Source organism: Pseudonocardia phyllosphaerae (genome assembly GCF_046546475.1).
GTDB classification, from domain to species: Bacteria; Actinomycetota; Actinomycetes; order Mycobacteriales; family Pseudonocardiaceae; genus Pseudonocardia; species Pseudonocardia phyllosphaerae.
This window is the reverse complement of the sequence record NZ_JBKGXS010000001.1, coordinates 940,276-962,776: the sequence shown is the minus strand read 5'-3', so window position 1 is coordinate 962,776 and position 22,501 is coordinate 940,276. Positions and strand designations below refer to the sequence as shown.

General features: G+C 74.1%; 15 protein-coding genes. 9 read left to right on the top strand and 6 right to left on the bottom strand.

What is annotated here, in order from left to right:
* Positions 1 to 14: 14 nt before the first annotated feature.
* Positions 15 to 1,013, bottom strand: a complete 999-nt coding sequence (locus tag ACLE50_RS04550) for a DUF2382 domain-containing protein (protein WP_410942058.1) — start codon at positions 1,011 to 1,013, stop codon at positions 15 to 17.
* Positions 1,014 to 1,377: 364 nt separating this feature from the next.
* Here ACLE50_RS04550 and ACLE50_RS04545 point away from each other — a divergent pair, with 364 nt between their 5' ends.
* The 5 genes from ACLE50_RS04545 (at position 1,378) to ACLE50_RS04525 (ending at position 7,944) form a co-directional block, all read left to right on the top strand.
* The gene (locus ACLE50_RS04545; protein ID WP_410942057.1) at positions 1,378 to 2,325 is read left to right on the top strand and encodes a hypothetical protein; all 948 of its coding nucleotides are present in this window, start codon (positions 1,378 to 1,380) and stop codon (positions 2,323 to 2,325) included.
* Positions 2,312 to 4,162 carry a phosphatidylglycerol lysyltransferase domain-containing protein gene (locus ACLE50_RS04540; protein ID WP_410942056.1) on the top strand — a complete coding sequence of 617 codons (1,851 nt, stop codon included), beginning with the start codon at positions 2,312 to 2,314 and terminating at the stop codon, positions 4,160 to 4,162. The genes ACLE50_RS04545 and ACLE50_RS04540 overlap by 14 nt, the downstream gene beginning before the upstream one ends.
* A gap of 13 nt (positions 4,163 to 4,175) precedes the next feature.
* Complete coding sequence (locus ACLE50_RS04535; RefSeq protein WP_410942055.1) at positions 4,176 to 5,360, top strand: alpha/beta hydrolase; 1,185 nt, start codon at positions 4,176 to 4,178, stop codon at positions 5,358 to 5,360.
* A gap of 44 nt (positions 5,361 to 5,404) precedes the next feature.
* Positions 5,405 to 7,459 carry an NAD(+) synthase gene (locus ACLE50_RS04530; RefSeq protein ID WP_410942054.1) on the top strand — a complete coding sequence of 685 codons (2,055 nt, stop codon included), beginning with the start codon at positions 5,405 to 5,407 and terminating at the stop codon, positions 7,457 to 7,459.
* 197 nt (positions 7,460 to 7,656) lie between these two features.
* Positions 7,657 to 7,944 carry a hypothetical protein gene (locus tag ACLE50_RS04525; RefSeq protein ID WP_410942053.1) on the top strand — a complete coding sequence of 96 codons (288 nt, stop codon included), beginning with the start codon at positions 7,657 to 7,659 and terminating at the stop codon, positions 7,942 to 7,944.
* A gap of 74 nt (positions 7,945 to 8,018) precedes the next feature.
* On the opposite strand, the gene ACLE50_RS04520 is transcribed toward ACLE50_RS04525, so the two are convergent.
* Positions 8,019 to 10,073, bottom strand: a complete 2,055-nt coding sequence (locus ACLE50_RS04520) for a PhoX family protein (RefSeq protein WP_410942273.1) — start codon at positions 10,071 to 10,073, stop codon at positions 8,019 to 8,021.
* Positions 10,074 to 10,378: 305 nt separating this feature from the next.
* Complete coding sequence (locus ACLE50_RS04515; RefSeq protein ID WP_410942052.1) at positions 10,379 to 11,140, bottom strand: LuxR C-terminal-related transcriptional regulator; 762 nt, start codon at positions 11,138 to 11,140, stop codon at positions 10,379 to 10,381.
* 288 nt (positions 11,141 to 11,428) lie between these two features.
* On the opposite strand from ACLE50_RS04515, the gene ACLE50_RS04510 reads away from it, so the two are divergent.
* A complete protein-coding gene (locus ACLE50_RS04510; protein ID WP_410942051.1) occupies positions 11,429 to 12,925 on the top strand; it encodes a GAF domain-containing protein in 1,497 nt (498 codons plus the stop codon).
* A 73-nt stretch (positions 12,926 to 12,998) separates the two neighbouring features.
* On the opposite strand, the gene ACLE50_RS04505 is transcribed toward ACLE50_RS04510, so the two are convergent.
* From ACLE50_RS04505 to ACLE50_RS04495, 3 genes are all read right to left on the bottom strand, one after another.
* Entirely contained in the window at positions 12,999 to 16,943 is a 3,945-nt protein-coding gene (locus ACLE50_RS04505; protein ID WP_410942050.1) for an ABC transporter ATP-binding protein, read from the bottom strand.
* A 73-nt stretch (positions 16,944 to 17,016) separates the two neighbouring features.
* Positions 17,017 to 17,907 carry a hypothetical protein gene (locus ACLE50_RS04500; protein ID WP_410942049.1) on the bottom strand — a complete coding sequence of 297 codons (891 nt, stop codon included), beginning with the start codon at positions 17,905 to 17,907 and terminating at the stop codon, positions 17,017 to 17,019.
* On the bottom strand, positions 17,904 to 19,007 hold the full coding sequence (locus ACLE50_RS04495; protein WP_410942048.1) for an ATP-binding cassette domain-containing protein: 1,104 nt from the start codon (positions 19,005 to 19,007) through the stop codon (positions 17,904 to 17,906). The genes ACLE50_RS04500 and ACLE50_RS04495 overlap by 4 nt, the downstream gene beginning before the upstream one ends.
* 43 nt (positions 19,008 to 19,050) lie before the next feature.
* Here ACLE50_RS04495 and ACLE50_RS04490 point away from each other — a divergent pair, with 43 nt between their 5' ends.
* From ACLE50_RS04490 to ACLE50_RS04480, 3 genes are all read left to right on the top strand, one after another.
* Positions 19,051 to 19,500 (top strand): Fur family transcriptional regulator, encoded by a 450-nt coding sequence (locus ACLE50_RS04490; RefSeq protein ID WP_410942047.1) that lies wholly within the window; start codon positions 19,051 to 19,053, stop codon positions 19,498 to 19,500.
* Positions 19,493 to 21,730 (top strand): catalase/peroxidase HPI, encoded by a 2,238-nt coding sequence (gene katG, locus ACLE50_RS04485; protein ID WP_410942046.1) that lies wholly within the window; start codon positions 19,493 to 19,495, stop codon positions 21,728 to 21,730. Before ACLE50_RS04490 ends, katG begins: the two co-directional genes overlap by 8 nt.
* 359 nt (positions 21,731 to 22,089) lie before the next feature.
* Complete coding sequence (locus tag ACLE50_RS04480; protein ID WP_410942045.1) at positions 22,090 to 22,485, top strand: type II toxin-antitoxin system VapC family toxin; 396 nt, start codon at positions 22,090 to 22,092, stop codon at positions 22,483 to 22,485.
* Positions 22,486 to 22,501: the final 16 nt, after the last annotated feature.

Genomic DNA, 22,501 nt, shown 5'->3' with positions numbered 1-22,501 from the left:
TACCCGGTCGCAGGTCAGCGACGGTCGCGCTTGTCCTTGTCGAGGACGTTGCCGGAGTCGTCGAGCTCGATCTCCTCCTTGCGCACGGTGCCCGAGACCTGCTCGTCCTCGGTGACCGTGCGCTTGTCGAGGCGCACCTTCTCGACGGCCTCGGTGGTCTTCTCCACGACCGGCTTCTCGGCGTGCAGGGTGACCTCGTGGGTCTCCTCGCCGATCTTGCCCTCGCCGATGCCGCCGGAGGTGCGCTCACCCTCGGCGATCGGCTCACGCTCGACCCGGACCTCCTCGTGGCTGACCGGCACGGTGACCGTCTGGTTCTCGGTCACGACGTACTTGCGCAGGGTGACCTTGCCGGTCTCCTCGGCCTCGGTGCCGACGCGCAGGCGCTCCTCGTGACGGACGATGGTGTCGTCGTCGCTGCCCGAACGCGTGGTTCCGGCGGTGCCCGCCGTGCCGGCGGTACCGGCGGTGCCCGCAGTGCCGGCAGTGCCCGCCGTACCCGCGGTGCCCGTGGTCGCCGCCGCGTGCTTGGCGTCGCCGGAGGCGTCGTGCTTGCCGGTGGTGCCGGCGGCGGTCCCGGCCGCGGCGGTGCCGGCGGCAGCGGTGCCCGCAGTACCGGCGGTGCCCGCGGTACCGGCGGTGCCGGTCGTGTCCGTGGTGCCGGTCGTGCCGGTGGTGGCGTCGCCGGAGACGGGCTGGCCGACGCCGTAGTGGCGGCGGAGCTCGTCCTCCTCGGAGCCGGTCAGGCGCTCGTCGGAGCGACCGACGTGCGGGGCGTCCTTGACCGCGGACTTGGTGACGGACAGCGCCACGTCGTCGCTCTTCACGGCGGCGCCCTGGAGGGGGACGAAGCTCTCCTTGGTACCGAACAGGCCCGTGTTCACCGTGGCCCAGGTCGGAGCGCCGGTGCGCTCGTCGAGGTAGACCTGGCCGATCTTGCCGATCTTGTCGCCCTGCGAGTCGACCGCCTGGCGCCCGATGAGGTCCTGCGTCTGTTCCTTCGAGATCGTCATGCCTTCTCGTCCTCCGTGCGTCTGGTGCGGTGGATCTCTGCGCGTCCCGGTCCAGCGACCGTCGCGCCGTAGCGGACACCACAGGGTGCTCACTCTCGGCTCAGGCATGCGTGACTCCAGGTGTCGTCACTCGTTCAGCGCAGAGGATTACCTGGAACAGAGCAACGCATGACGCCGGACGGTCACGGACATCGCGTCGGAAGCCACGGAAAACGCACCCGAACGTGCACGTTTGGGAACTGCGCCACGTGGGCTCGACTTCCGGCCCGAACGGTGATCCGGACGCGCTCGGGACCACAGCGGACATTCGGGCACGGACCGGCCCGGCCCCTCGGCGCCGACGGTCCGGTGGGATCGTGTGCAGGTGCGCACCGGGACGGGGCTTCCGCTCGGGTCGGTCACCGCCGTCGCGGTGACGACCGGGGCGCTGGCGCTCACCCTGGTGCTGCTCGTCGGGGGCTGGAACCGGTGGCGGGCGCGCCGCACCGGCCGCGCCCTCACCCTGCTGACGGCGACGGCGGCAGGTGTCCTCGCGGCCGCCGTCGCGGTCAACTCGTGGTTCGGCTTCTACCCCACCGTCGGCTCGCTGACCGGCGACGGCGCGACCGCCGCGGGCCCCGCGGCCCCGGTGCGGGACACGATCGCCGGGCGGTCGCGGGACACCGTGCTGCACACCGGGAGCGGCGCCGTCGTCCCCGTGCACCTGCCGCCCGGCTACGACTCCCCCGACGCCGCGGCGCTCACCTACCCGGTGATCGCGTGGACCGGGCGGAGCGACCCGTCGGACGCCGCCGACGCCGCGGTGACGGCCGGGCGGATCCCCGCCGCCGTCCTGCTGCTCCTCCCGCCCGGGCACCCGCCGGACGCCGGCGCACTGCGCCGCGCCGCCGCGGCCGGGCACCTGCGGCTGCGGGACGAACGGGCGGCGTGGGCGGTCGCCGGGGACGGGCACGCAGGGTGCCCGGCCGGGTGGGGCGGCGCCGCCGTCGTCGCGGGGGCGGGGTGCGGCGCCGCACCCGGGCCGGGACCCGCTCCGGCAGCCGTACTGGACGTGACCGGCACGGCCACCGGGACGAGCGAGGACCGGGCACCACCGGGCGGGATACCGTCCGGCCGTGCGGTCACCGTCGACCGGCTGACCGTGTCCGCCGGCGCGGCACCGGACGGAGCAACGGCCGCCGAGCTGGACTGGCTCGGAAGGCACCTCCCCGGCCCGGTCGCGGCCGGTGACCGCAACACTCTCCCCGGTGCGGACGAGTACGTCGTCGGCGCCGGGACCACCGATGCAGGAGGACCACGTGGCGGGGTCTGAGACCGCCGACGACGAGCAGCGCACCGAGCAGGACGGACGGGACGGGCGCACCGAGCAGGACGGGAACACCGATCCCGCCGGCCCCCGGCGCCGGTCCACCGGGCATCCGCGTCCCGACCCCGAGGCGCGGCGCCGCAGGCTCGCCGAGGCCGCCGCCGTCCGCGCGATCGTCTGGGCGGCCCGGATCGTCGGGCTGCTGACCGTCGCCTCCGCCGTCCTCCCCGCCGGCCGGCGGGTGTTCGGCAGCGAGCTGCGCAGTTCGCTCGGGCTGCCCGCAGGCGTCGGCCTGGCCGGGCTGGTGCTGACCACCGTGGCCGGTGTCGGGCTGCTGCTGCTCGCCGCCGGACTGCGGCGGCGCAAGCAACGCGCGTGGTGGGTGGCCACCGGCACGACGACCGTGCTGCTCGGGGTCAACGTGCTGCACCTGGTCGACCAGCACCGCGGGCTCGTCGCCGCGGTGGCGGCCGCCGTCCTGCTGGCCGGGCTGCTGCTCTGCCGTCGCTACTTCGTCGCGCGGCAGGACCCCGGCGGGCTCGGGCGGTCGGTGCGGTCGCTGGTGCAGTTCGGGCTGTCCGGGTTCCTGATCGTGTGGCTGTTGTTGCTGCTCAACCCGCGGCGGCTGCTCGAGGCCCCGTCGGCGGCGACCGAGGCCGCGCACGCGGCGCTGTCGCTGATCGGGGTGAGCGGGCCGGTCGTGTTCGGGGCCCGCGCCGGTTGGCTCGACGACCTCACCGCCACCGTCGGGCTGACCTTCGGGATCGTCGCCGCGGTCGTCGCGGGCTACCACCTGCTGCGTTCCCCGGAGCCGCGGCCGTCGCAGACCCTGGACGACGCCGACCGGCTGCGGCGCCTGCTGGCACAGCGCGACGGCGACTCGCTCGGCTACTTCGCGCTGCGCCGCGACAAGGCCGCGGTGTTCTCCCACGGCGGCAAGTCCGCGGTCTCCTACCGGGTGCTGGCCGGGGTCGCGCTGGCCTCCGGCGACCCGATCGGCGACATCGGCGCCTGGCCCGGCGCGATCGAGGTGTTCCTGGAGCAGTGCACCCGCTACGGCTGGTCACCCGCGGTGCTGGGGTGTTCCGAGCGCGGCGCGACGGCGTGGGCGAAGGCCGGGCTCGACGCGCTGGAGCTGGGCGACGAGGCCGTGATCGAGACGGCGTCGTTCGGGCTGAGCGGGCGGGCGATGCGCGGGGTCCGGCAGACGGTGAACCGGATGCAGCGGCTCGGCTGCACCGTCGAGGTGCGGCGGCTGCGCGACTGCGACGACGACGAGCGCGCCCGGATCGCCGACCGCGCGCACCGCTGGCGTGGCGGGGAGGACGAGCGCGGCTTCTCGATGGCGTCGTCGCGGGTCGCCGACCGCGCCGACCCGGACGCCGTGCTGGTCACCGCCCGGCGCGACGACGAACCGGCCGGGCTGCTGCAGCTCGTCCCGTGGGGCCCGGACGGGCTCTCGCTGGACCTGATGCTGCGCGCCCCGGACGCCGACAACGGCATCAACGAGCTGATGATCGCCGAGCTGATGGCGGCGGCGAAGGACCTCGGGGTGGCGCGGGTGTCGCTGAACTTCGCGGTGTTCCGCTCCGCGCTGGAGCGCGGCGAGCGGATCGGGGCCGGGCCGGTGGCCCGGGGCTGGGCGCGGCTGCTGCGGATCGCGTCGCGCTGGTGGCAGATCGACTCGTTGTACCGGTTCAACGCGAAGTTCCGTCCGGAGTGGTTCCCGCGGTACGTGCTGTTCCCTGCGGTGCGCGACCTGCCCCGGATCCTGTTCGTGGTGCTGGAGGCCGAGGGCTTCGGCGGCCGGCCGCCTGCGCTGCAGCGGCTGCTGCGGCGGTGAGGGCGGTGGCGCCGTGATCCACGCGTCGCAGCTGCGGCTCGACGTCGCCGCCGCGGTGGTCGTGCCCGCGGTCGTCGCCGTCCTCGCGGTCGCGGCGGTCGGCTGGTGCTGGGACCGGCGGTGGACGCGGCCGGTCACCGGTGTCGTCGCGGTGCTGTCGGTGCTGGCGGCCTGCTTCACCGGCGCGAACCTGCTCGGCGGGTTCTTCCCGACCGTCGGGTCGCTGGTCGGGTCCTCGCCGAACCCGGGCGAGGGCTCGGTGGCCGACATCGGCCCGGACGGCGCCGGGCTCGCCGGGACGCTGCCGCTGGTCGCGCAGCGCTCCGCGCAGGGCCTCGGCTCGACGCTGCACCTCACGATCGACGGGCCGCGCTCGGGCATCACCCGCGACGCCGACGTCTACCTGCCCGCCGGCTACACCGAGCATCCGGCGTGGCGGTTCCCGGTCGTCGAGTGGCTGCCCGGATTCCCCGGCGAGCCGCGCGAGGTCGCGGCCCTGTTCCGGGTGCCCGACGTGCTCGACGCCGCCATCGCCGCACACCGCATCCCGCCGGTCGTACTCATCGTCCCGGACATCAACGGCGAGCCGCGGTTCGGCCACGACCAGGAGTGCGTCGACGCCGAGCACGGCCCGGCCGACGACACCTACCTGTCCGGCGACGTCCTGGACCGGGCGCGTGCGCTGCTGCGGCTGCGCGACGACCGGACCGCCACCGCGCTCGCCGGGTGGTCGTCGGGAGGCTACTGCGCGCTGGACCTGGCGCTGCGCCACCCGGAGACCTACGGCGCCGCGGTCAGCCAGAGCGGCTACGACCGCACCCCCGACGACGTCGTCACCGGTGAGCTGTTCGCCGGCCGCCAGGACCTGGCCGCCGCGAACGACGCCTCGGTGCTGCTGCGTGACCACCCCGCACCGCTGGCGGTGCTCGCCACGGCCGGTGCCGACGAGCCCGACGAGCGCGCCGCGCTGGCCCGGCTGCATGCCGCCGCGGGCCCGCCGGTCACCCTCGACGAGCACGTCTACCCCGGCGGCGGGCACAACCAGAACGCCGTCCGCGCCCAGCTGCCCGACCTGGTCGCGTGGCTGGGCCGCCACCTCCCGCCGCCGCTGGCGCCGCCCGCGCCGCCACCCGCCGGGACGCGGCTCGTGCCGGGCCCACCGGTCGCGCCGCGGGTACTGCCGCGCCCGGATCCGTAGCGCCGCAGCACCGATCCGGCCGTGGCACCGTCCCGTCGGTCAGAATGATCGCCGTGGACTTCCGTTCCCTGTACCGGCAGCGTTTCCTGCGGACGGCCGCGGCGACGCTGCACACCACGCTCGCCGACCCGGCCGCGAACGCCGCCGCGGTACTCGAGACCGCGCGCGCCTGCCACGACGACGGCGTCGGGCTGGTCGTGTTCCCCGAGCTGACGCTGTCGGGCTACTCGATCGAGGACGTCCTGCTGCAGGACACACTGCTCGACGCCGTCGAGACCGAGCTGCTCGCGCTGGCCGAGGCGACCGCGGACCTGCTGCCGGTGCTGGTGGTCGGGGCACCGCTGCGGCACCGCAACCGGATCCACAACTGCGTCGTCGTCCTGCACCGCGGCGCGGTCCTCGGAGTCGCGCCGAAGTCGTACCTGCCGACCTACCGGGAGTTCTACGAGCACCGCCAGATCGCCGCGGGCGACGACGTCCGCGACGCCACGATCACCCTCGGCGGCACCGCGTACCCGTTCGGCACCGACCTGCTGTTCGCCGCGACCGACCTGCCCGGCTTCGTGCTGCACGCCGAGGTCTGCGAGGACTTCTGGGTGCCGGTGCCGCCGTCGTCGGAGGCCGCGCTGGCGGGGGCGACGGTGCTGGTCAACGCCTCGGGATCGCCGATCACCGTGGGCCGCGCCGACGAGCGGCGACTGCTGTGCCGCTCGCAGTCCGCGCGCTGCCTGGCCGCCTACGTCTACGCCGCCGCCGGCGAGGGCGAGTCGACCACCGACGTCGCATGGGACGGCCAGACCATGATCTACGAGGTGGGCACGCTGCTCGCCGAGTCCGACCGGTTCCCGCAGGGTGCGCGCCGCGCCGTCGCCGACGTCGACCTGGACCTGCTGGTCGCCGAGCGCCGACGGCAGGGCACGTTCGACGACAACCGGCGGACGCACGCCGCCCGCACCGACGGCTTCCGGACGATCTCCTTCCGGCTCGACCCACCCGGCGGGGACCTGGGGCTGCGCCGCACCGTCGAGCGCTTCCCGTTCGTGCCCGCCGACCCGGAGCGCCTGGAGCAGGACTGCTACGAGGCCTACTCGATCCAGGTGGCCGGGCTGGAGCAGCGGCTGCGCGCGATCGGGCAGCCGAAGGTCGTCATCGGGGTGTCCGGCGGGCTGGACTCCACGCACGCGCTGATCGTCGCGGCCCGGGCGATGGACCGGATGGGCCGCCCGCGCACCGACATCCTGGCGTACACGATGCCGGGGTTCGCCACGTCGGATCACACCCGCGGCAACGCCGTCGCACTGTCCGAGGCGCTGGGCGTCAGCTTCGCGACGATCGACATCACCGGCACCGCGCGCACGATGCTCACCGGGATCGGCCACCCGTTCGGGCGCGGCGAGCCCGTCTACGACGTGACCTTCGAGAACGTCCAGGCCGGGCTGCGCACCGACTACCTGTTCCGGCTGGCGAACCTGCACGGCGGGATCGTGCTCGGCACCGGCGACCTGTCGGAGATCGCGCTCGGCTGGTCGACCTACGGCGTCGGCGACCAGATGTCGCATTACAACGTCAACGGCGGTGTCCCGAAGACGCTGATGCAGCACCTCATCCGCTGGGTGATCTCTTCGCACCAGTTCGACGACGACGTCTCCTCGGTGTTGCGCTCCGTGCTCGACACCGAGATCACCCCGGAGCTGGTGCCCTCGGACGGCACGGCCGAGGTCCAGTCCAGCCAGGCCACCGTCGGCCCGTACGCGCTGCAGGACTTCACCCTCTGGTACACGCTGCGCTACGGCTTCCGCCCGTCGCGGATCGCGTTCCTCGCCGGGCACGCCTGGTCCGATGCCGACGCCGGCGCCTGGCAGCCCGGCTTCCCCGACGACGAGCGCCCTGCCTACTCCCCGGCCGAGATCCGCCACTGGCTGCAGGTCTTCGCGAAGCGGTTCTTCCAGTTCGCCCAGTTCAAGCGGTCCGCGCTGCCGAACGGGCCGAAAGTCTCCGCCGGTGGCGCGCTGTCCCCACGCGGGGACTGGCGGGCGCCGTCGGACATGTCGGCGACGCTGTGGCTGGACGAGATCGCCCGCGAGATCCCGGAGAGCTGACGAGATCGCGACGGCGACCTGTCACCGCGCCAGGCGCACCGGTGGCCGATCGCCGTCACGCTGCGTCGAGCGGTTCTCGTGCAGGTCACGGGCCCGCTGTCCGGGCGTCGGCCCGTCCGCCCCGGTGGGGACCCCCGGTGACTCACGGTGAGGCCCGCTACTAGCGTGCCGCGGAATCGACCTGGAGGTGTGGAGTCTTGGCGCTCGCGAACATCCTGTCCGAGATGCCCGATCTGCTCGAGCGGACCCTGAACGAGCACGTGCCCGACGCGCAGGGTTTCTGCACGGAGTGCCGGGACGCCACCGGAGTCAGTGCCGCGTGGCCGTGCGTGACCCGGGAGGTCGCCGAGCAGGCGCAGGGCATGAACGGCTCCGGGACCACCGGGAACGACGCAGCCGGGTCCGGTGCCGTCTCCGCAGGCTCGGTACCGGCCGGAGCAGCGGCGGGTACGGCGCCCGCCGCGGGCCGGCACCGCAACCCCTGATCCCGGACGGTTGATCAGCACGCTTCCGCGCCGTCCGGTGCGGAAGCGTGCTGATCATCGCCGTGGGCGGGGCCTCAGACGCCGATCCGGGCGGGTCGGCCGTCGGGCACGTGCCGGATCGCGACGACCGCCGGCCGCGGCTGGGACGCACCGCCGTCCGGCCAGTGCGACGCCGGCTGGTCCGCCGACGCGCCGTCGACGTCGCCCGGGTGCTGCACCGACACCAGCACGAACGTCTCCTCGACGACCGGGCCGCAGCACTCCGAGCCGAGCGGCACGCTGGCGAACAGCCGCGTCGAGCCGCGCTGCGGGCCGTCGAGCACGACGCCGTAGAGCCCGTCGTTGATCTTCAGGGCCTGGGTGGAGTCGGTGGCGATCCACAGGTTGCCGTAGCAGTCGAACGCCAGGTTGTCCGGCGAGGTGATCGGGCTGACCTGTGACTTGTCGTAGCCACCGAAGTAGGTCGACGGGTCGTCGGGCGCGCCGCAGACCAGCAGGATGTCCCAGCCGAACCGGGTCGACGCCGGGTCGTGGCCGCGCTCGGTCAGCTCGATGACGTGGCCGTGCTTGTTCGCGTTGCGCGGGTTCGCCTCGTCCGCGCCGGCCTTGCCCGCCTTGCCGCGGTCGGAGTTGTTGGTGCAGGCGATGTAGACGGTGCCGGTCCGCGGGTTCGGCTCGATGTCCTCCGGCCGGTCCATCTTGGTCGCGCCGACCTTGTCCGCCGCCTCGCGGGTGAACACGAAGACCTCGGCGACGCTCATCCCCGGCACGTGGGACTTCGTCGTCGACGCCAGGGGCTTCCACACCCCGCCGCCGTCGAACTGCCCGTCGCGCGGCAGCTTCCCGTCCCCGGTGATCTCCGCGGCGGGGCTGTCGCCGGTGAACGTGGCGACGTAGAGCGTGCCGGAGTCGAGCAGCGTGGCGTTGTGCTCGCGGGCCGCCCGGCTGTTCCCCTTCTTCATCGCCTTGTCGGACACGAACTTGTAGACGTAGTCGAAGCGCTCGTCGTCGCCGAGGTAGACGACCGGGCGGCCGTCGCGGGTGAGCCGGATGGTGGCGCCCTCGTGCTTGAACCGGCCGAGCGCGGTGTGCTTCACCGGCCGCGCCGACGGGTTCATCGGGTCGATCTCCACGACGTAGCCGAACCGGTTCCCCTCGTTCGGCTCCTTCGCCCGGTCCCAGCGGGGGTCCAGCCGCTCCCACTTGCGTTCGGACGGGCCCTCCTCGAAGCCGTAGCGCTTCGCGCGGGCGTCGATCGCGCCGGAGGCGAAGTAGCCGTTGAAGTTCTCCTCGCCGGACAGGAACGTGCCCCACGGCGTCACGCCGCCGGAGCAGTTGCCGACCATGCCCCGCACGGTGCGCCCGTCCGGGTCGGCACTCGTCTTCACGAACTCCGACCCGGCGGCCGGCCCGGCCAGGGTGAACTCGGTGGTGGCGGTGATCCGCCGGTTGAGCTTCCCGGCGCGGTCGTGGTGCAGCTCGCCGCTGCGCGGGTCGCGCCGCACCTCGACGAGGCTGCCGCCGTGTGCGGCCATGCCGATGCGGATCTGCTCGTCGGTCGGGGCGTCCTCGTCGTAGCCGCGGAACATCAGCGGCTCGATCGTGTACTCGTTGTTGGAGTACATGATCCAGCGGTCGCGGCCGAGCGGCAGCAGGCCGCAGAAGTCGTTGTTGTAGCCGAACTGGCGCTCCTGCGCGGCCGCGGTCTGCTTGTCGTAGTCGAACTCGGGGGCGTCCGGGAAGAGCGGGTCACCCCAGCGGACGACGACGTTGTCCGCGTAGCCGCGCGGGACGCGCACGGCGTCGTCGAGGTTCGGGGCGACGGTCTCGTAGCGCAGGCCCCGCGGCGGGGTCCCCGGCTTCCCGGGCGCCGCCGGAGCGGCGGCGTCGGCACCGAGCGGGTGTGCGGGCGCCGCGGCGGCGGTCGCGGGCAGCGACGCCGCACCGGCGGTCAGGCCCAGCACGGCACCGGCGCGCAGCACGCCCCGCCGGTCGAGCACCGACTGCAGGACGTCACCGAAGTACCCGTTCGACGACGGGTTCGGTTCCGGCTTCGCGCACGCGTCGCCGCACTTGTAGCGACAGGTCAGCCCCTGCCGGGCGTGGGAGCCGCGGACGCGGTCGAGCAGGGTGAGGGTGGGTGTCCCGGTCTCGCCGGGGGCCTGGTCGGGGCAGCACGGGGCCACGGTCGTCCTCCTGTGGTGGGTACGCGCCGGGTGAGCGGTTCGCTCGGTGTGTCCGGTTCAGCGCATCCCATCAGCCCTGTCCTCCGTACGGGTGAGGAGAACATGGCCCTCAGGTGAACGAGGTGCAGACCGCGTGGATCACGGGCGGTGGATCACGGGGCGTGGATCGGTGCCGTCGATCAGGGAGGGGCACGGACCGGGGCGGGACCACTTCCGCACCCCGGCCCGGCGGGCCGGTGTCGCGAGGGCTAGACGATGCCCTGCCGCGCGGCGGTGTAGACGATCTCGGTACGACGGCGGACCTCGAGCTTGTCGCGCAGGTTCCGCACGTGGAACTTCACGGTGGCCTCGGAGATCCGCAGCCGGGTGCCGATCTCCCGGTTCGACAGGCCCACCGCGAGCAGCCGCAGCACCTGGTTCTCCCGGTCGGTCAGCAGCGAGGTCTTGCAGAGGTCGGCGGTCGCCGCGGCCGGGGCGGGGTCCGGCTCGCGCAGGACCTGCAGCGGTCCCGCGGCCCCGGTGCCCGGGTCGAACACGCCCTCGCCGCGCAGCACGGCGCGCACGGCACGGACGATCTCGGTGGTGTCCGCACCCTTGCGCAGGTAGCCGTGCACCCCGAGGCGGACGGTGCGCATCATCGACTCGCGGTCGCGGCAGCCGGTCAGCACGAGGATCCTGGCGCCGCGACAGCGCTCCAGCAGCGCCCGGACCAGGTCGGTGCCGGGCCGGTCGTCGCGGGCGAACTCGATGTCGACGACGATCACGTCCGGGCGGGTGCGCTCGGCGGCCATCAGCGCGTCGCGCGGGGAGGCGGCCTCACCGGCCGGCGCGAGGTCCGGCTCCGCGGTGAGCAGCGCGCGCAGCCCGTGCCGCACGACCGGCTCGGAGTCCACGACCAGGACCCGGGCCGCCCGCCGTACGACGTCGGCCCCGTCGGATCCCCGGGCCGAGGGGGACGACCCCGAGGTGCGCGGTGTGGTCGTCGCCTGACGAACGGCTTCGAGCGTCATCGCTGTCCTCCGGAGGGTGTAGCGGCCGACCGCCGCCGTGGCGATCCGGTGGCACCGTAGGAATCGTGACGTTGCCCGCACGTTGCGCTCCGCGTGCGTATGATCGGAGGCCCCGGTGACCCCGGGTGGTGGACCCGTGACGGCACGGGGCCGGCGGCCCGGGACACTTCCCGTGCCCCAGGGCCCGGGTGGCTCCGGGCGAGGACACCCCGCGACGGTGCGGGGCCGGAGACGACCAGGGCCGGGCGCCCGGGCTGTGGGCGCCCGGGCCGTGGGACGGAGGCGTTCATGTTCGATGCCGAAGGATCGCCGTCCGCCGACGAGCTCGTCGCGGACTCCGTACGCCTGCGCCGCATCTACGACGACGACCTCGGCTCCGGCGGGCGGACCGGCTCTCCTCGCTCGGTGGTGTCGGACTCCTGGCAGCGCAGCCTCGCCGCCCGGATCGACCCGGAGAGCCGGCTGCCCCCGGTCGTCTACGACGCCGACGAGGTCACCTCGATCCGCGAGGACCACCCGCTGCACGGGGTGCTGCCGCTGCTGCGCACCACCCTGGTGAGCATCGCCGACGAGGCCATGCACGTCATGCTCGTCACCGACGCCGACGGGCACATCCTCTGGCGCGACGGCGCGCACGGCCTGCTGCACTCCGCCGACGACGTCGGCCTGATGGAGGGCACCCGCTGGAGCGAGGACGCCATCGGCACCAACGCGATGGGCACCGCGCTGGCCGTCGACGAGCCGGTGCGCATCCACTCCGCCGAGCACCTGGTGCGGACCTTCCACGACTGGACCTGTGTCGCGGCCCCGGTGCACGACCCGGACACCGGCGACACGATCGGCGCCATCGACATCTCCGGGCCGCTGCACACCGTGCACCCGGCGCTGGTGCAGCTGGTCACCGCGACCGCGCACCTCGCGGAGAACCAGCTGCGCGTGCGCCTGGCCATCGCCGACGAGCGGCTGCGGGTGAAGAACATGCCGCACCTGGCGAAGCTGCGCGGCGTGGAGAGCGCTCTGCTGTCGCCGTCCGGGCGGGTGATCGCCAGCGAGCCCTACGGCCGGTTCCCCGAGCGGATCCGGCTGGTCGCGGGCAGCGACCGGGTCGACCTCGGCGACGGCCGCGAGATGGCCGTCGAGGAGCTCGGCGAGGGCTACCTGCTGGTGCCACCGTCGCGGCGCCGCGGGCGCGTCGTCGCCTCCGCAGGCGCGACCACGCTGGGCCTGCGGTTCACCGGCGGCGCCGGGCCCCGGATCACCGTCGACGGCGAGGAGGCCGCCGCGACCCTGCGCCCGGCGGAGATCCTCACCGCGCTCGCGCTGCACCCGGACGGCCTGTCCGGCGAGCAGCTCACGCTCATGCTCTACGGCGACGAGGGCAACCCCACCACGGTGCGCGGCGAGATCCACCGGCTGCGGTCCTCGCTCGGCACCGAGCTGCTGCAGACCCGCCCCTACCGGCTCGCCGCCGTGCCCGACGCCGACTTCCTGCAGGTCCGCGACGCGCTGCGCGAGGGCCGCACCGCCGACGCGCTCGACGCCTGCCACGGCGAGCTGCTGCCCCGCTCCGAGGCCCCGGCCGTACGCGAGCTGCGCGACGAGCTGACCGCCGGGCTGCGGCACGCCGTGCTCGCCTCCGGCGACGCCGGGCTGCTGCACCGCTTCACCGGGCACCCGCTCGGTGCCGACGACCTCGAGGCGCACGAGAAGCTGCTGGAGCTGCTCGACCCGGACGACCCGCGCCGCGGCGCCGTCGCCGCCCGGGTGGAACGCCTGCTCGCCTGACGCCGTCCCGGCGCCTCGCCCGAGTCGTCCCGGCGCCCGGGCTCTTCCCGTCGCCCCGGGCGCCGGGCTCAGCTCAGCCCTGGGGCGTCAGCGGGCTGTCCGGCTCCGGAGCCAGCTCGCCCGCCTCCCACAGCGCCGCGTAACGCCCACCGGCACGCATCAGCTCGTCGTGGGTGCCCTCCTCGACGATCCGGCCCCCGGCCAGCAGGACGATCCGGTCCGCCCGCCGGGCGGTCTGCAGCCGGTGCGCGACGACGAACGACGTCCGCCGCTGTGCCACCTTCTCCCCCGCCTCCAGCACGGTCGCCTCGGTCGCCGGGTCCAGCGCCGCGGTGGCCTCGTCGAGGATCAGCAGGTCCGGGTCGACGAGCTCGGCGCGGGCCAGCGCCACGAGCTGCCGCTGACCGGCCGAGAGGCCCTGGCCGCGCTCACCGACCGATGTCCGGAACCCGGCGGGCAGCGAGCGCACCAGATCCAGCGCCCCGACCGCACGGGCGGCGGCCTCGATCCGCTCCGGCGGCGCGTCCGGGCGGCCGTAGGCGATGTTGGAGGCGACGTCGCCGGTGAACAGGTGTGCCTCCTGCGGGACGACACCGAGCCGGGACCGGTAGCCCTCCAGCGGGTAGCGCCGCACGTCGACGCCGTCGACGCGGACGCCGCCCTCGCCGGCGTCGTAGAACCGGGCCAGGAGCTTGATCAGCGTGGACTTCCCGGCGCCGGTGGCGCCGACCAGCGCGACGGTCTCCCCGGCCGGGACGCGCAGCGACACGTCGTCGAGGGCGGCGGCGCCGGCGCCGGAGTAGCGGAACGACACGTGGTCGAGCTCGACGTCGCCGCGCAGCCGGGCCGGTACCGCCACCGGGTCCGACGGGTGGTCGGGCACCGACGTCGGGGTGCGCAGCAGGTCCGAGATCCGGTCCAGGCCCACCCGGGCCTGCTGGTAGCCGTCGAACACCTGGGACAGCTGCTGCACCGGGCCGAAGAACAGCGTCAGGTACAGCAGGAACGCGGTCAGCACGCCGGGCGTGAGGTCCCCCGCGAGGATCCGGTACGTGCCGACCCCCAGCACCACCGCCGACGCGACGTCGGACAGCAGCGCCACGAACGGGAAGTACACGGCGATGCAGGTCTGTGCGCGCAGCCGGGCGCGGCGGTAGGCGTCCGAGCGCTCCCGGAAGCGGCGGGCACTGCGCTCCTCGCGGACGTAGGCCTGTGCGACGCGGACCCCGGTGACGTTCTCCTGCAGGTCGGCGTTGACCACCGACACCTTCTCCCGTGCGTCGGCGTAGGCGCGCGAGGAGAACCTGCGGAACGCCAGCGTCGCGAGCGCCAGCAGCGGGATCAGCCAGCCGAGCGCGACCAGCGCCAGCTCGGCGTCGGTGACCACCAGCGCGACGGCGACGCCGCCGATCGTCAGCACCGACACGACCGCCTGGGCCAGCCCCGTCTGCAGGAACGTGGACATGGCGTCCACGTCGGTCGTCATCCGGGTCATGATCCGGCCGGACAGCTCGCGCTCGTAGTAGTCCAGGCCGAGGCGCTGCAGGTGGGCGTAGCTGCGCAGCCGCAGCAGGTAGAGCAGGCTCTCCCCGGCCCGCGCGGTGACCAGCGTCTGGAACCCGACGACGAGGGCGTCGGCCAGCACGATCAGCAGCCCGGCGACCGCGGCGACCGCCAGCACCCGCGGTGCGGCGCCGACGATGCCGGCGTCGACCGCGAACCGGGCGATGCTCGGCAGAGCCAGGGTGGCGAGCGCGTCGAGGACCATCAGCGCGATCCCGAGCAGCAGCATCGCGCGCACCGGGCGCAGCAACGAGGACAGCCGGAACCGCGGGTCGGTTCCTGCGGGGTCGGTGCCTGCGGAGCCGGTCTTCGCGGGAGGGGAGCTGCCTGCGGGGTGGCCCGCCCCCTGCAGCCGCGGGGTCTCGGTGGGCTCGGGCAGCGCGTCGACCGCAGCGATCAGCTCGGGGGTGGCACCGACGCCACCGGCCCAGGCGTTCGGCCCGCCACCGGCGGCCGACGTGCGGCCGCGGTCGGCGTCGGCCGGCCCGGCAGGCTCGGGCCACAGCGCGGGCGTGACACCACCGCCGTCGACCGTGCAGGTGTCCGGAACGGGCACCTCGGCCGGACCGGCCGTGCCCCGGGCTCCGGCTGCCGGGGCCGTGCCCCGTTCCTCGGCCGGCGCGGCGCCGACCCGGTCGGCCGGACCGGTCGCCAGCAGGTCCCGGAACAGCGGACACCGCCCGCGCAGCTCGTCCTCCGTGCCGACATCGACGACCCGCCCCGCGTCGAGCACCGCGATCCGGTCGGCCAGAGCCAGCGTGGAGCGCCGGTGGGCGACCAGCAGCGTCGTCCGCTCGTCGCTCGCGGTCAGCTCGTGCAGCGTGTCGTGGATCGCCGCCTCGGTGGCGGTGTCGACGGCGGAGGTCGCGTCGTCGAGCACCAGCACCCTCGGGCGGGTGAGCATGGCGCGGGCCAGCGCGATCCGCTGCCGCTGCCCGCCGGACAGGGTCAGCCCGCGCTCACCGACCTCGGTGTCGTAGCCCTCGGGCAGGTCCGCCACGAACGACGCGACCTGCGCGGCCTCGGCGGCGGCGAGCACCTCGTCGTCGGTGGCGTCGGGACGGCCGTAGGCGATGTTGTTGCGGATGGTGTCGCTGAACAGGAACGCCTCCTCGAACACCACCCCCAGCTCGGCACGCAGGTCGTGCAGCCGCAGCTCGCGCAGGTCGATCCCGCCCAGGCGCAGCGCACCGGACTGCGGGTCGTAGAACCGCGGGAGCAGCAGCGCGACCGTGGACTTGCCCGAGCCGGGCGGCCCGACCAGCGCGACCGTCTCACCGGGCGCGACGCGCAGCGACAGCCCGTCCAGTGCCGGAGCCTCCCCGGAGCCGGTACCGGAGGCCTCGTCATCGCCGAACCCCACGTCGCCGCCGAACCCCGCGTCGTAGCCGAACCGCACGTCGTCGAGCTCGACGCCGAGCGGCCCGGCGGGCAGCACGCGCGGGTGCGCCGGGTCCACGATCTCCGGCTCGGCGTCGACGATCTCGGTGACCCGCTCGGCGGCGGCCCGGGTCAGCTGCCCGGTCACCACCAGCGCGCCGATCAGCCGGGCCGGCCCGACGAGCATCCCGACGTAGGCGGTGAAGGCCAGGAACGTGCCGATGTCGATCGAGCCGTTCGCCGCCATCAGGCCGCCGACGCCGATCACCGCGACCTGCCCGAGGCCGGGCAGCGCGAGCAGCGCCGGGTTCAGCCGGGCGGTCAGCGCCGCGGCGCGCAGCCGCTCGCCGTAGAGCCGCCGCGCCCGGCTCTCCATCGAGGCGACCTCGCGGGACTCCTGCCCGAACCCCTTCACGACGCGCACGCCGGTGACGGTCTCCTCGACCTGCTGGGCGATCTCCGCGGCCCGCTGCTGCGCCGACCAGGTGGCCGGGAACAGCCTGCTGCGCACCTGCCGCGTCGCGAAGAACGCCAGCGGCAGCATGACCAGCGCGACCACCGTGAGCAGCGGCGACAGCCACAGCATCGCCGCCACCGCGACCACCAGCAGCACGACGGTGCCCGCCGACAGCGGCACCATCGCGAGGAAGCCCTGCACCAGCTGCAGGTCCGAGATCGCCCGCGAGGCGACCTGCCCGGTGCGCAGCCGGTCCTGGCGCACGCCGTCCATCCGCTGCACCGCGGCGAGCACCGCCCGGCGCAGGTCGTGCTGCACGTCGAGCGCCATCCGCCCGCCCAGGTAACGCCGCACGAAGGCACCGGCGAACTTCAGCACCCCCAGCACCAGCAGCCCGGCCACGACCGGGACCAGCACGGACCGGTCGCCGCCGACGGCGCCGTTCACGCCCTCGCGCACCAGCAGCGGGCCGAGCGCCTCCAGCCCGACCCCGAGCATCGACGCGACGAGCGCGCCGACGGTCACGCCGCGGTGGCGCAGGCAGGCGCGCGCCAGCCTGCGGATCCAGCCGGGCGGAGCGGGTGCGGTGGTGGTGGGAGCGGGTCGGGAACGGGGCACGGATCCAGGCTATGCCCGGGCACCGACAGTTCGCCCGGAGCCGGGATCCCGCCCACTCCCGGGAATACGCGGCTCAGGTGATGTCGCGCCGCCCGCCGACGTACGCGGCAGCAGCGACCCCGACGACCGTCCAGGCCACGAGCACCAGCATCGACACCCAGCCCGGCGGCGGGGCGCTGACGCCGACCATGAACTCCAACACCGAGCGCGCGTCCGCGCCCTCGCCCGCGGCGTCGACCGGGGCCTGCCAGAGCGCGAGGTCCCCGGCGTTGCCCGGCAGGTACGGCGTCAGCGTCGCCAGGAACGACGGGTCGCCCCCGCGGCTGGACCCGACCCGCAGCGCCGCGGCCAGCAGGTTCTCCCCGATCAGCAGGTACCCGACGGTCAGCGCGACCGCCCCGGCCTGGTTCGGCACCAGCGTCCCGATCACGACGCCGAGCACGCCCCACAGCGCACACACCACGATCCCGAGCGCACCGATCCCGGCCAGCGCCCCGGTCGACGGCAGCTGCTGGCCGGCGAACAACGCGCCGCCGACCAGTGGCCCGACGATCGCGACGACCAGCCCGTACAACCCGCCGACGACGGCCGCGACGGCCACCTTCGCCCCCAGCACCTGGTGCCGGGCCCCGGTCAGGAACGACTGGGTGATCGTCCGGTGCCGGTACTCCCCCGCCGAGAGCAGCGCCCCGAACGCGGCCGCGACGATCGCCGTCGCGGTCATCGTGGACGCCTCCCCGCCGAGCAGCAGCAGCGCCGAGGTGTCGGTGGCGGCGGGCACCATCAGCGACAGCAGCCCGCCGAACAGGCTCATCGCCATCGCCAGCAGGACCACCGGGACCAGCAGCAGCCACCACAGCTTCACCGACAGCGTGCGGCGGACCTCGGCCCGCAGGACCGCGGTCCAGCGGCTCGCCGGGCCGAGCCGCGCGCTCGTCGTCACCGGTGTCATCGGTGCGCTCATCGCGCCTCCTCCCCGGACAGCAGGCGCAGGAACATCTGCTCCAGCCCGACCCGTTCCTCGGTCATGCCGTGCACGGCGACGCCGGCGTCGAGCGCGAGGTCACCGACCCGCACCGCGTCGGCACCGGACACGGCCAGCCACCCGTCGTCGACGGCGTCGACCTCGCTCAGCCCGGCCGCGACCAGCGCCCCGGCCAGCTTCTCCGGGTCCGACGGGCGCACCAGCACCCGACCGCCCTGGCCCTCGCGCAGGTCGGCGACCGTGCCGTCGTAGCGGCACCGCCCGCGGTCGATGACGACCAGGCGCTGCGCGGTCAGCTCCATCTCCGCCAGCTGGTGCGAGGACACGAGCACGCTGCGCCCGGACGCCGCGAAGGCCTGCAGGAACGACCGCAGCCAGGCGATGCCGTCCGGGTCCAGGCCGTTGCCCGGCTCGTCGAGCACCAGGATCTGCGGGTCGCCGAGCAGCGCCGCGGCCAGCGCGAGCCGCTGGTGCATGCCGAGCGAGAACCCGCCGACGTGGCGGTTCGCGGCGTCGGTCAGCCCGACCAGGCCGAGGACCTCCTCGACGCGGGTGTCCGGCACGTCGACCGCGGCGGCCAGCGCCCGCAGGTGTGCCCGCGCGGTGCGGCGCGGATGCCCGCCCTGCACCTCGAGCACCGCCCCGACGACGCGGCCCGGTGACTCCAGCCCGGAGAACGGGACGCCGTCGATCAGCGCGCGCCCGGTCGTCGGGACGACCAGGCCGAGGATCATCCGCAGCGTCGTGGTCTTGCCCGAGCCGTTCGGGCCGAGGAACCCGGTGACCGAGCCCGGCTCGACGGTGAACGACAGGTCCCGCACGGCCTCGACCGGGCCGAACGTCTTGCCCAGGCCCTCGACGGTGATCCGCCCCGGGCCGGTCGGCGCAGCCTCCTGCACGTGGCCTCCCGCCTCCTGGTGGGTGTTGGCGTCGTGCGCGTCCGGGTACCCCGCGGTGACGGTTCCCGGCGGGCGCACCGGCGCGCTGCGCCCCATCCTCGCCGACGCCGCCGGGCGCTCCCGCCCGGGGTGCGCCCCACCCGTCCGGGTGACGTTGCGGGCCGTCTCACACTGAGACACGCCCTAACTTGACTGATTCCAGAATGCTGGCAAGCTCGATGGCGTGTCGACCGCGACGGACTTCGAGAACGCGTTGCGCGCAGCCTCGCTGCGCGTGACCCGTCCTCGGCTCGCCGTGCTGGGGGCCGTGCACGCGAACCAGCACGCGGACACCGAGTCGATCATCCGCCTCGTGCGGACCGACATCGGCGAGGTGTCCCACCAGGCGGTCTACGACGTCCTGAAGGCACTGACCGGGGCCGGTCTCGTGCGGCGCATCCAGCCATCGGGCTCGGTCGCGCGGTACGAGACGCGGGTCGGCGACAACCACCACCACGTGGTCTGCCGCTGCTGCGGGGCGATCGCCGACGTCGACTGCGCCGTCGGCGAGGCCCCGTGTCTCGATGCCTCGAACGACAACGGCTTCACGATCGACGAAGCCGAGATCGTCTACTGGGGCAGGTGCCCCGACTGCTCCACCACCACCGAACCCGGAAGGGACGCCCGTGTCTGACGACCAGAACAGCCAGACCATCGCCCAGGACCTGAACCGTGAGGAGGAGGGCGGCTGCCCGATCGGCGCCGACCGCATCCCGCACCCCACCGAGGGTGGCGGCAACCTCGACTGGTGGCCGGACGCGCTGAACCTCAAGATCCTGCGCAAGCACCCGGCCATCGCCGACCCGATGGACCCCGACTTCGACTACGCGAAGGAGTTCGAGTCCGTCGACCTCGACGAGCTCGCCCGCGACGTCGACGCCGTCATCACCACCTCGCAGGACTGGTGGCCCGCCGACTACGGCAGCTACGCCGGTCTGTTCATCCGGATGGCCTGGCACTCGGCCGGCACCTACCGCGTCGACGACGGCCGCGGGGGTGGCGGCGCCGGCATGCAGCGCTTCGCGCCGCTGAACAGCTGGCCCGACAACGGCAACCTGGACAAGGCCCGCCGCCTGCTCTGGCCGCTGAAGCAGAAGTGGGGCCGCAAGATCTCCTGGGCCGACCTGCTGATCTTCACCGGTACCCGTGCGCTGGAGATCTCCGGCCTGAAGACCTTCGGCTTCGCAGGCGGCCGCGCCGACGTGTGGGAGCCGGACGAGGACGTCTACTGGGGCTCGGAGAAGACCTGGCTCGCCAACGACGCCCGCTACACCGGTGACCGGCAGCTCGAGAAGCCGCTCGCGGCGTCGAACATGGGTCTGATCTACGTCAACCCGGAGGGCCCGAACGGCGAGCCCGACCCGGTCGCCGCCGCCCGCGACATCCGCGAGACGTTCGGCCGGATGGCGATGAACGACGAGGAGACCGTCGCGCTGATCGCCGGCGGGCACACCCTGGGCAAGACCCACGGTGCCGCCAACCCCGACGTCGACGGCAACGTCGGCCCGGAGCCGGAGGCCGCCGACATCACCCAGCAGGGCCTGGGCTGGAAGCAGAACTACGGCACCGGCAAGGGCCGCGACACCATCACCGCCGGCCCGGAGGTCATCTGGACCTCGACCCCGGCGCAGTGGAGCAGCGGGTTCTTCGCCAACCTGTTCGGCTACGAGTGGGAGCTGGAGAAGTCCCCGGCCGGCGCCTGGCAGTTCGTCGCCAAGGACGCCGAGAACACCCACCCGGACCCGGAGACCGGCGAGCCGACGCGCAAGCCGACCATGCTGGTCACCGACCTGTCGCTGCGGTACGACCCGATCTACGGGCCGATCTCCAAGCGGTTCCACGAGAACCCCGAGGAGCTCAACGACGCGTTCGCCCGCGCCTGGTACAAGCTCACCCACCGCGACATGGGCCCGAAGGAGCGCTACCTCGGCCCGTGGGTCCCGCAGGAGGAGCTGCTCTGGCAGGACCCGATCCCGGCCGTCGACCACCCGCTGGTCGACGCCGACGACATCGCGTCCATCAAGGCCAAGGTCCTCGACTCGGGCCTGACCGTGCCGCAGCTGGTGAAGACGGCGTGGGCCGCGGCCTCGTCGTTCCGCAGCTCGGACAAGCGGGGCGGCGCCAACGGCGGCCGCATCCGCCTCGAGCCGCAGCGCAGCTGGGAGGTCAACGACCCGCAGGTCCTCGCGATCACGATCCCGAAGCTGGAGTCCCTCCAGGCCGAGATCAACGACTCGCTGACCGGCGGCAAGAAGATCTCCTTCGCCGACCTGGTCGTGCTGGCCGGTGCCGCGGCGGTGGAGAAGGCCGCCAAGGACGGCGGGCACGAGATCACCGTGCCGTTCACGCCGGGCCGTGGCGACACCACCCAGGAGCTGACCGACGTCGAGTCGTTCTCGCACCTGGAGCCGACGACCGACGGCTTCCGCAACGTCCTCGGCAAGGAGCACCAGCTCCCCGCCGAGTACAAGCTGGTGGACCGGGCGAACCTGCTCGGCCTGCACGCCCCGGAGCTGACCGTCCTCATCGGCGGCCTGCGTGTCCTCGGTGCCAACACCGGTGACAACCCGGCCGGCGTCCTCACCGACAAGGTGGGCACGCTGACCAACGACTTCTTCACCAACCTCCTGGACATGGAGACCGAGTGGAAGTCGGTCGAGGGCGACCAGAACGCCTTCGAGGCGTTCGACGCCAAGGGCGAGAAGAAGTGGACCGGCACCCGTGCCGACCTGGTCTTCGGCTCGAACTCCGAGCTGCGCGCCGTCGCCGAGGTCTACGCCTCCGCCGACGCGCAGGAGAAGTTCGTCCGTGACTTCGTCGCCGCCTGGGACAAGGTCATGATGGCGGACCGCTTCGACGTCTGATCTGCCGTGACCGCCTAGGCGGCACCAGCGGCACTGCACTCCCGGCGACGCCCCGGCCGGAGAACCGGCCCGGGCGTCGCCGCGTTCCGGGGGGGTGCTCCGGGCACGTGAGCACCGCGGTGCGGTTCGCACACCCCTGCGCCGCACGGCGCACCCCGCGGACGGTCGGCACACCCGATATTTCGGGTGTGGGAACCCGCCACGGGGTGTGTGGTCGGTGGCGGTCGCGCCCACGGGTGTTTCCGCAGGTCGCGGCCTGGCCAGGGTGAGCCGGCTCCGCGCCGGGTCGGCTTCGTCGCGGGCTCCGTCCCCGAGTCGTTCGCCGACCCCCTGCCCGACGACGAACTGGCCCGCTGGGAGTGAGCGGGGCTCTCGTCCTCGACACGCACGTGCTGCTGTGGGTGCTGCTCGACCCCGGCCGGGTCCCCGAGGTCACGCTCACCCGGATCCGGGACCCTCGCAACGACCTGCTCGTCTCGGCCGCGAGCGCGTGGGAGATCGCGACGAAGGCCCGGCCCGGGAATCTCGGCGGCGCCGATGCCGTCGTGCACGGCTACGCCGACCACCTCGCACTGCTCGGCGCCGGCGAGCTACCGGTCACGTCCGCCGACGCACTGACCGCGGGCTCGTTGTCGTGGGAGCACCGGGACCCGTTCGACCGCATGATCGCCGCGCAGTGCATCCGGCGGTCGTATCCGCTGGTCACCGCGGACGAGACGCTCACCGCGTTCCCCGCCGTCACGACGCTCTGGTGATCGCCGGCAGCGACCC

Excerpts from the sequence above, each read along its gene's own strand:
- ACLE50_RS04500 (WP_410942049.1), bottom strand. The coding sequence starts at position 17,907 with ATGAGCGCACCGATGACACCGGTGACGACGAGCGCGCGGCTCGGCCCG.
- ACLE50_RS04550 (WP_410942058.1), bottom strand. The coding sequence starts at position 1,013 with ATGACGATCTCGAAGGAACAGACGCAGGACCTCATCGGGCGCCAGGCG.
- ACLE50_RS04515 (WP_410942052.1), bottom strand. The coding sequence starts at position 11,140 with ATGACGCTCGAAGCCGTTCGTCAGGCGACGACCACACCGCGCACCTCG.
- ACLE50_RS04510 (WP_410942051.1), top strand. The coding sequence starts at position 11,429 with ATGTTCGATGCCGAAGGATCGCCGTCCGCCGACGAGCTCGTCGCGGAC.
- ACLE50_RS04530 (WP_410942054.1), top strand. The coding sequence starts at position 5,405 with ATGATCGCCGTGGACTTCCGTTCCCTGTACCGGCAGCGTTTCCTGCGG.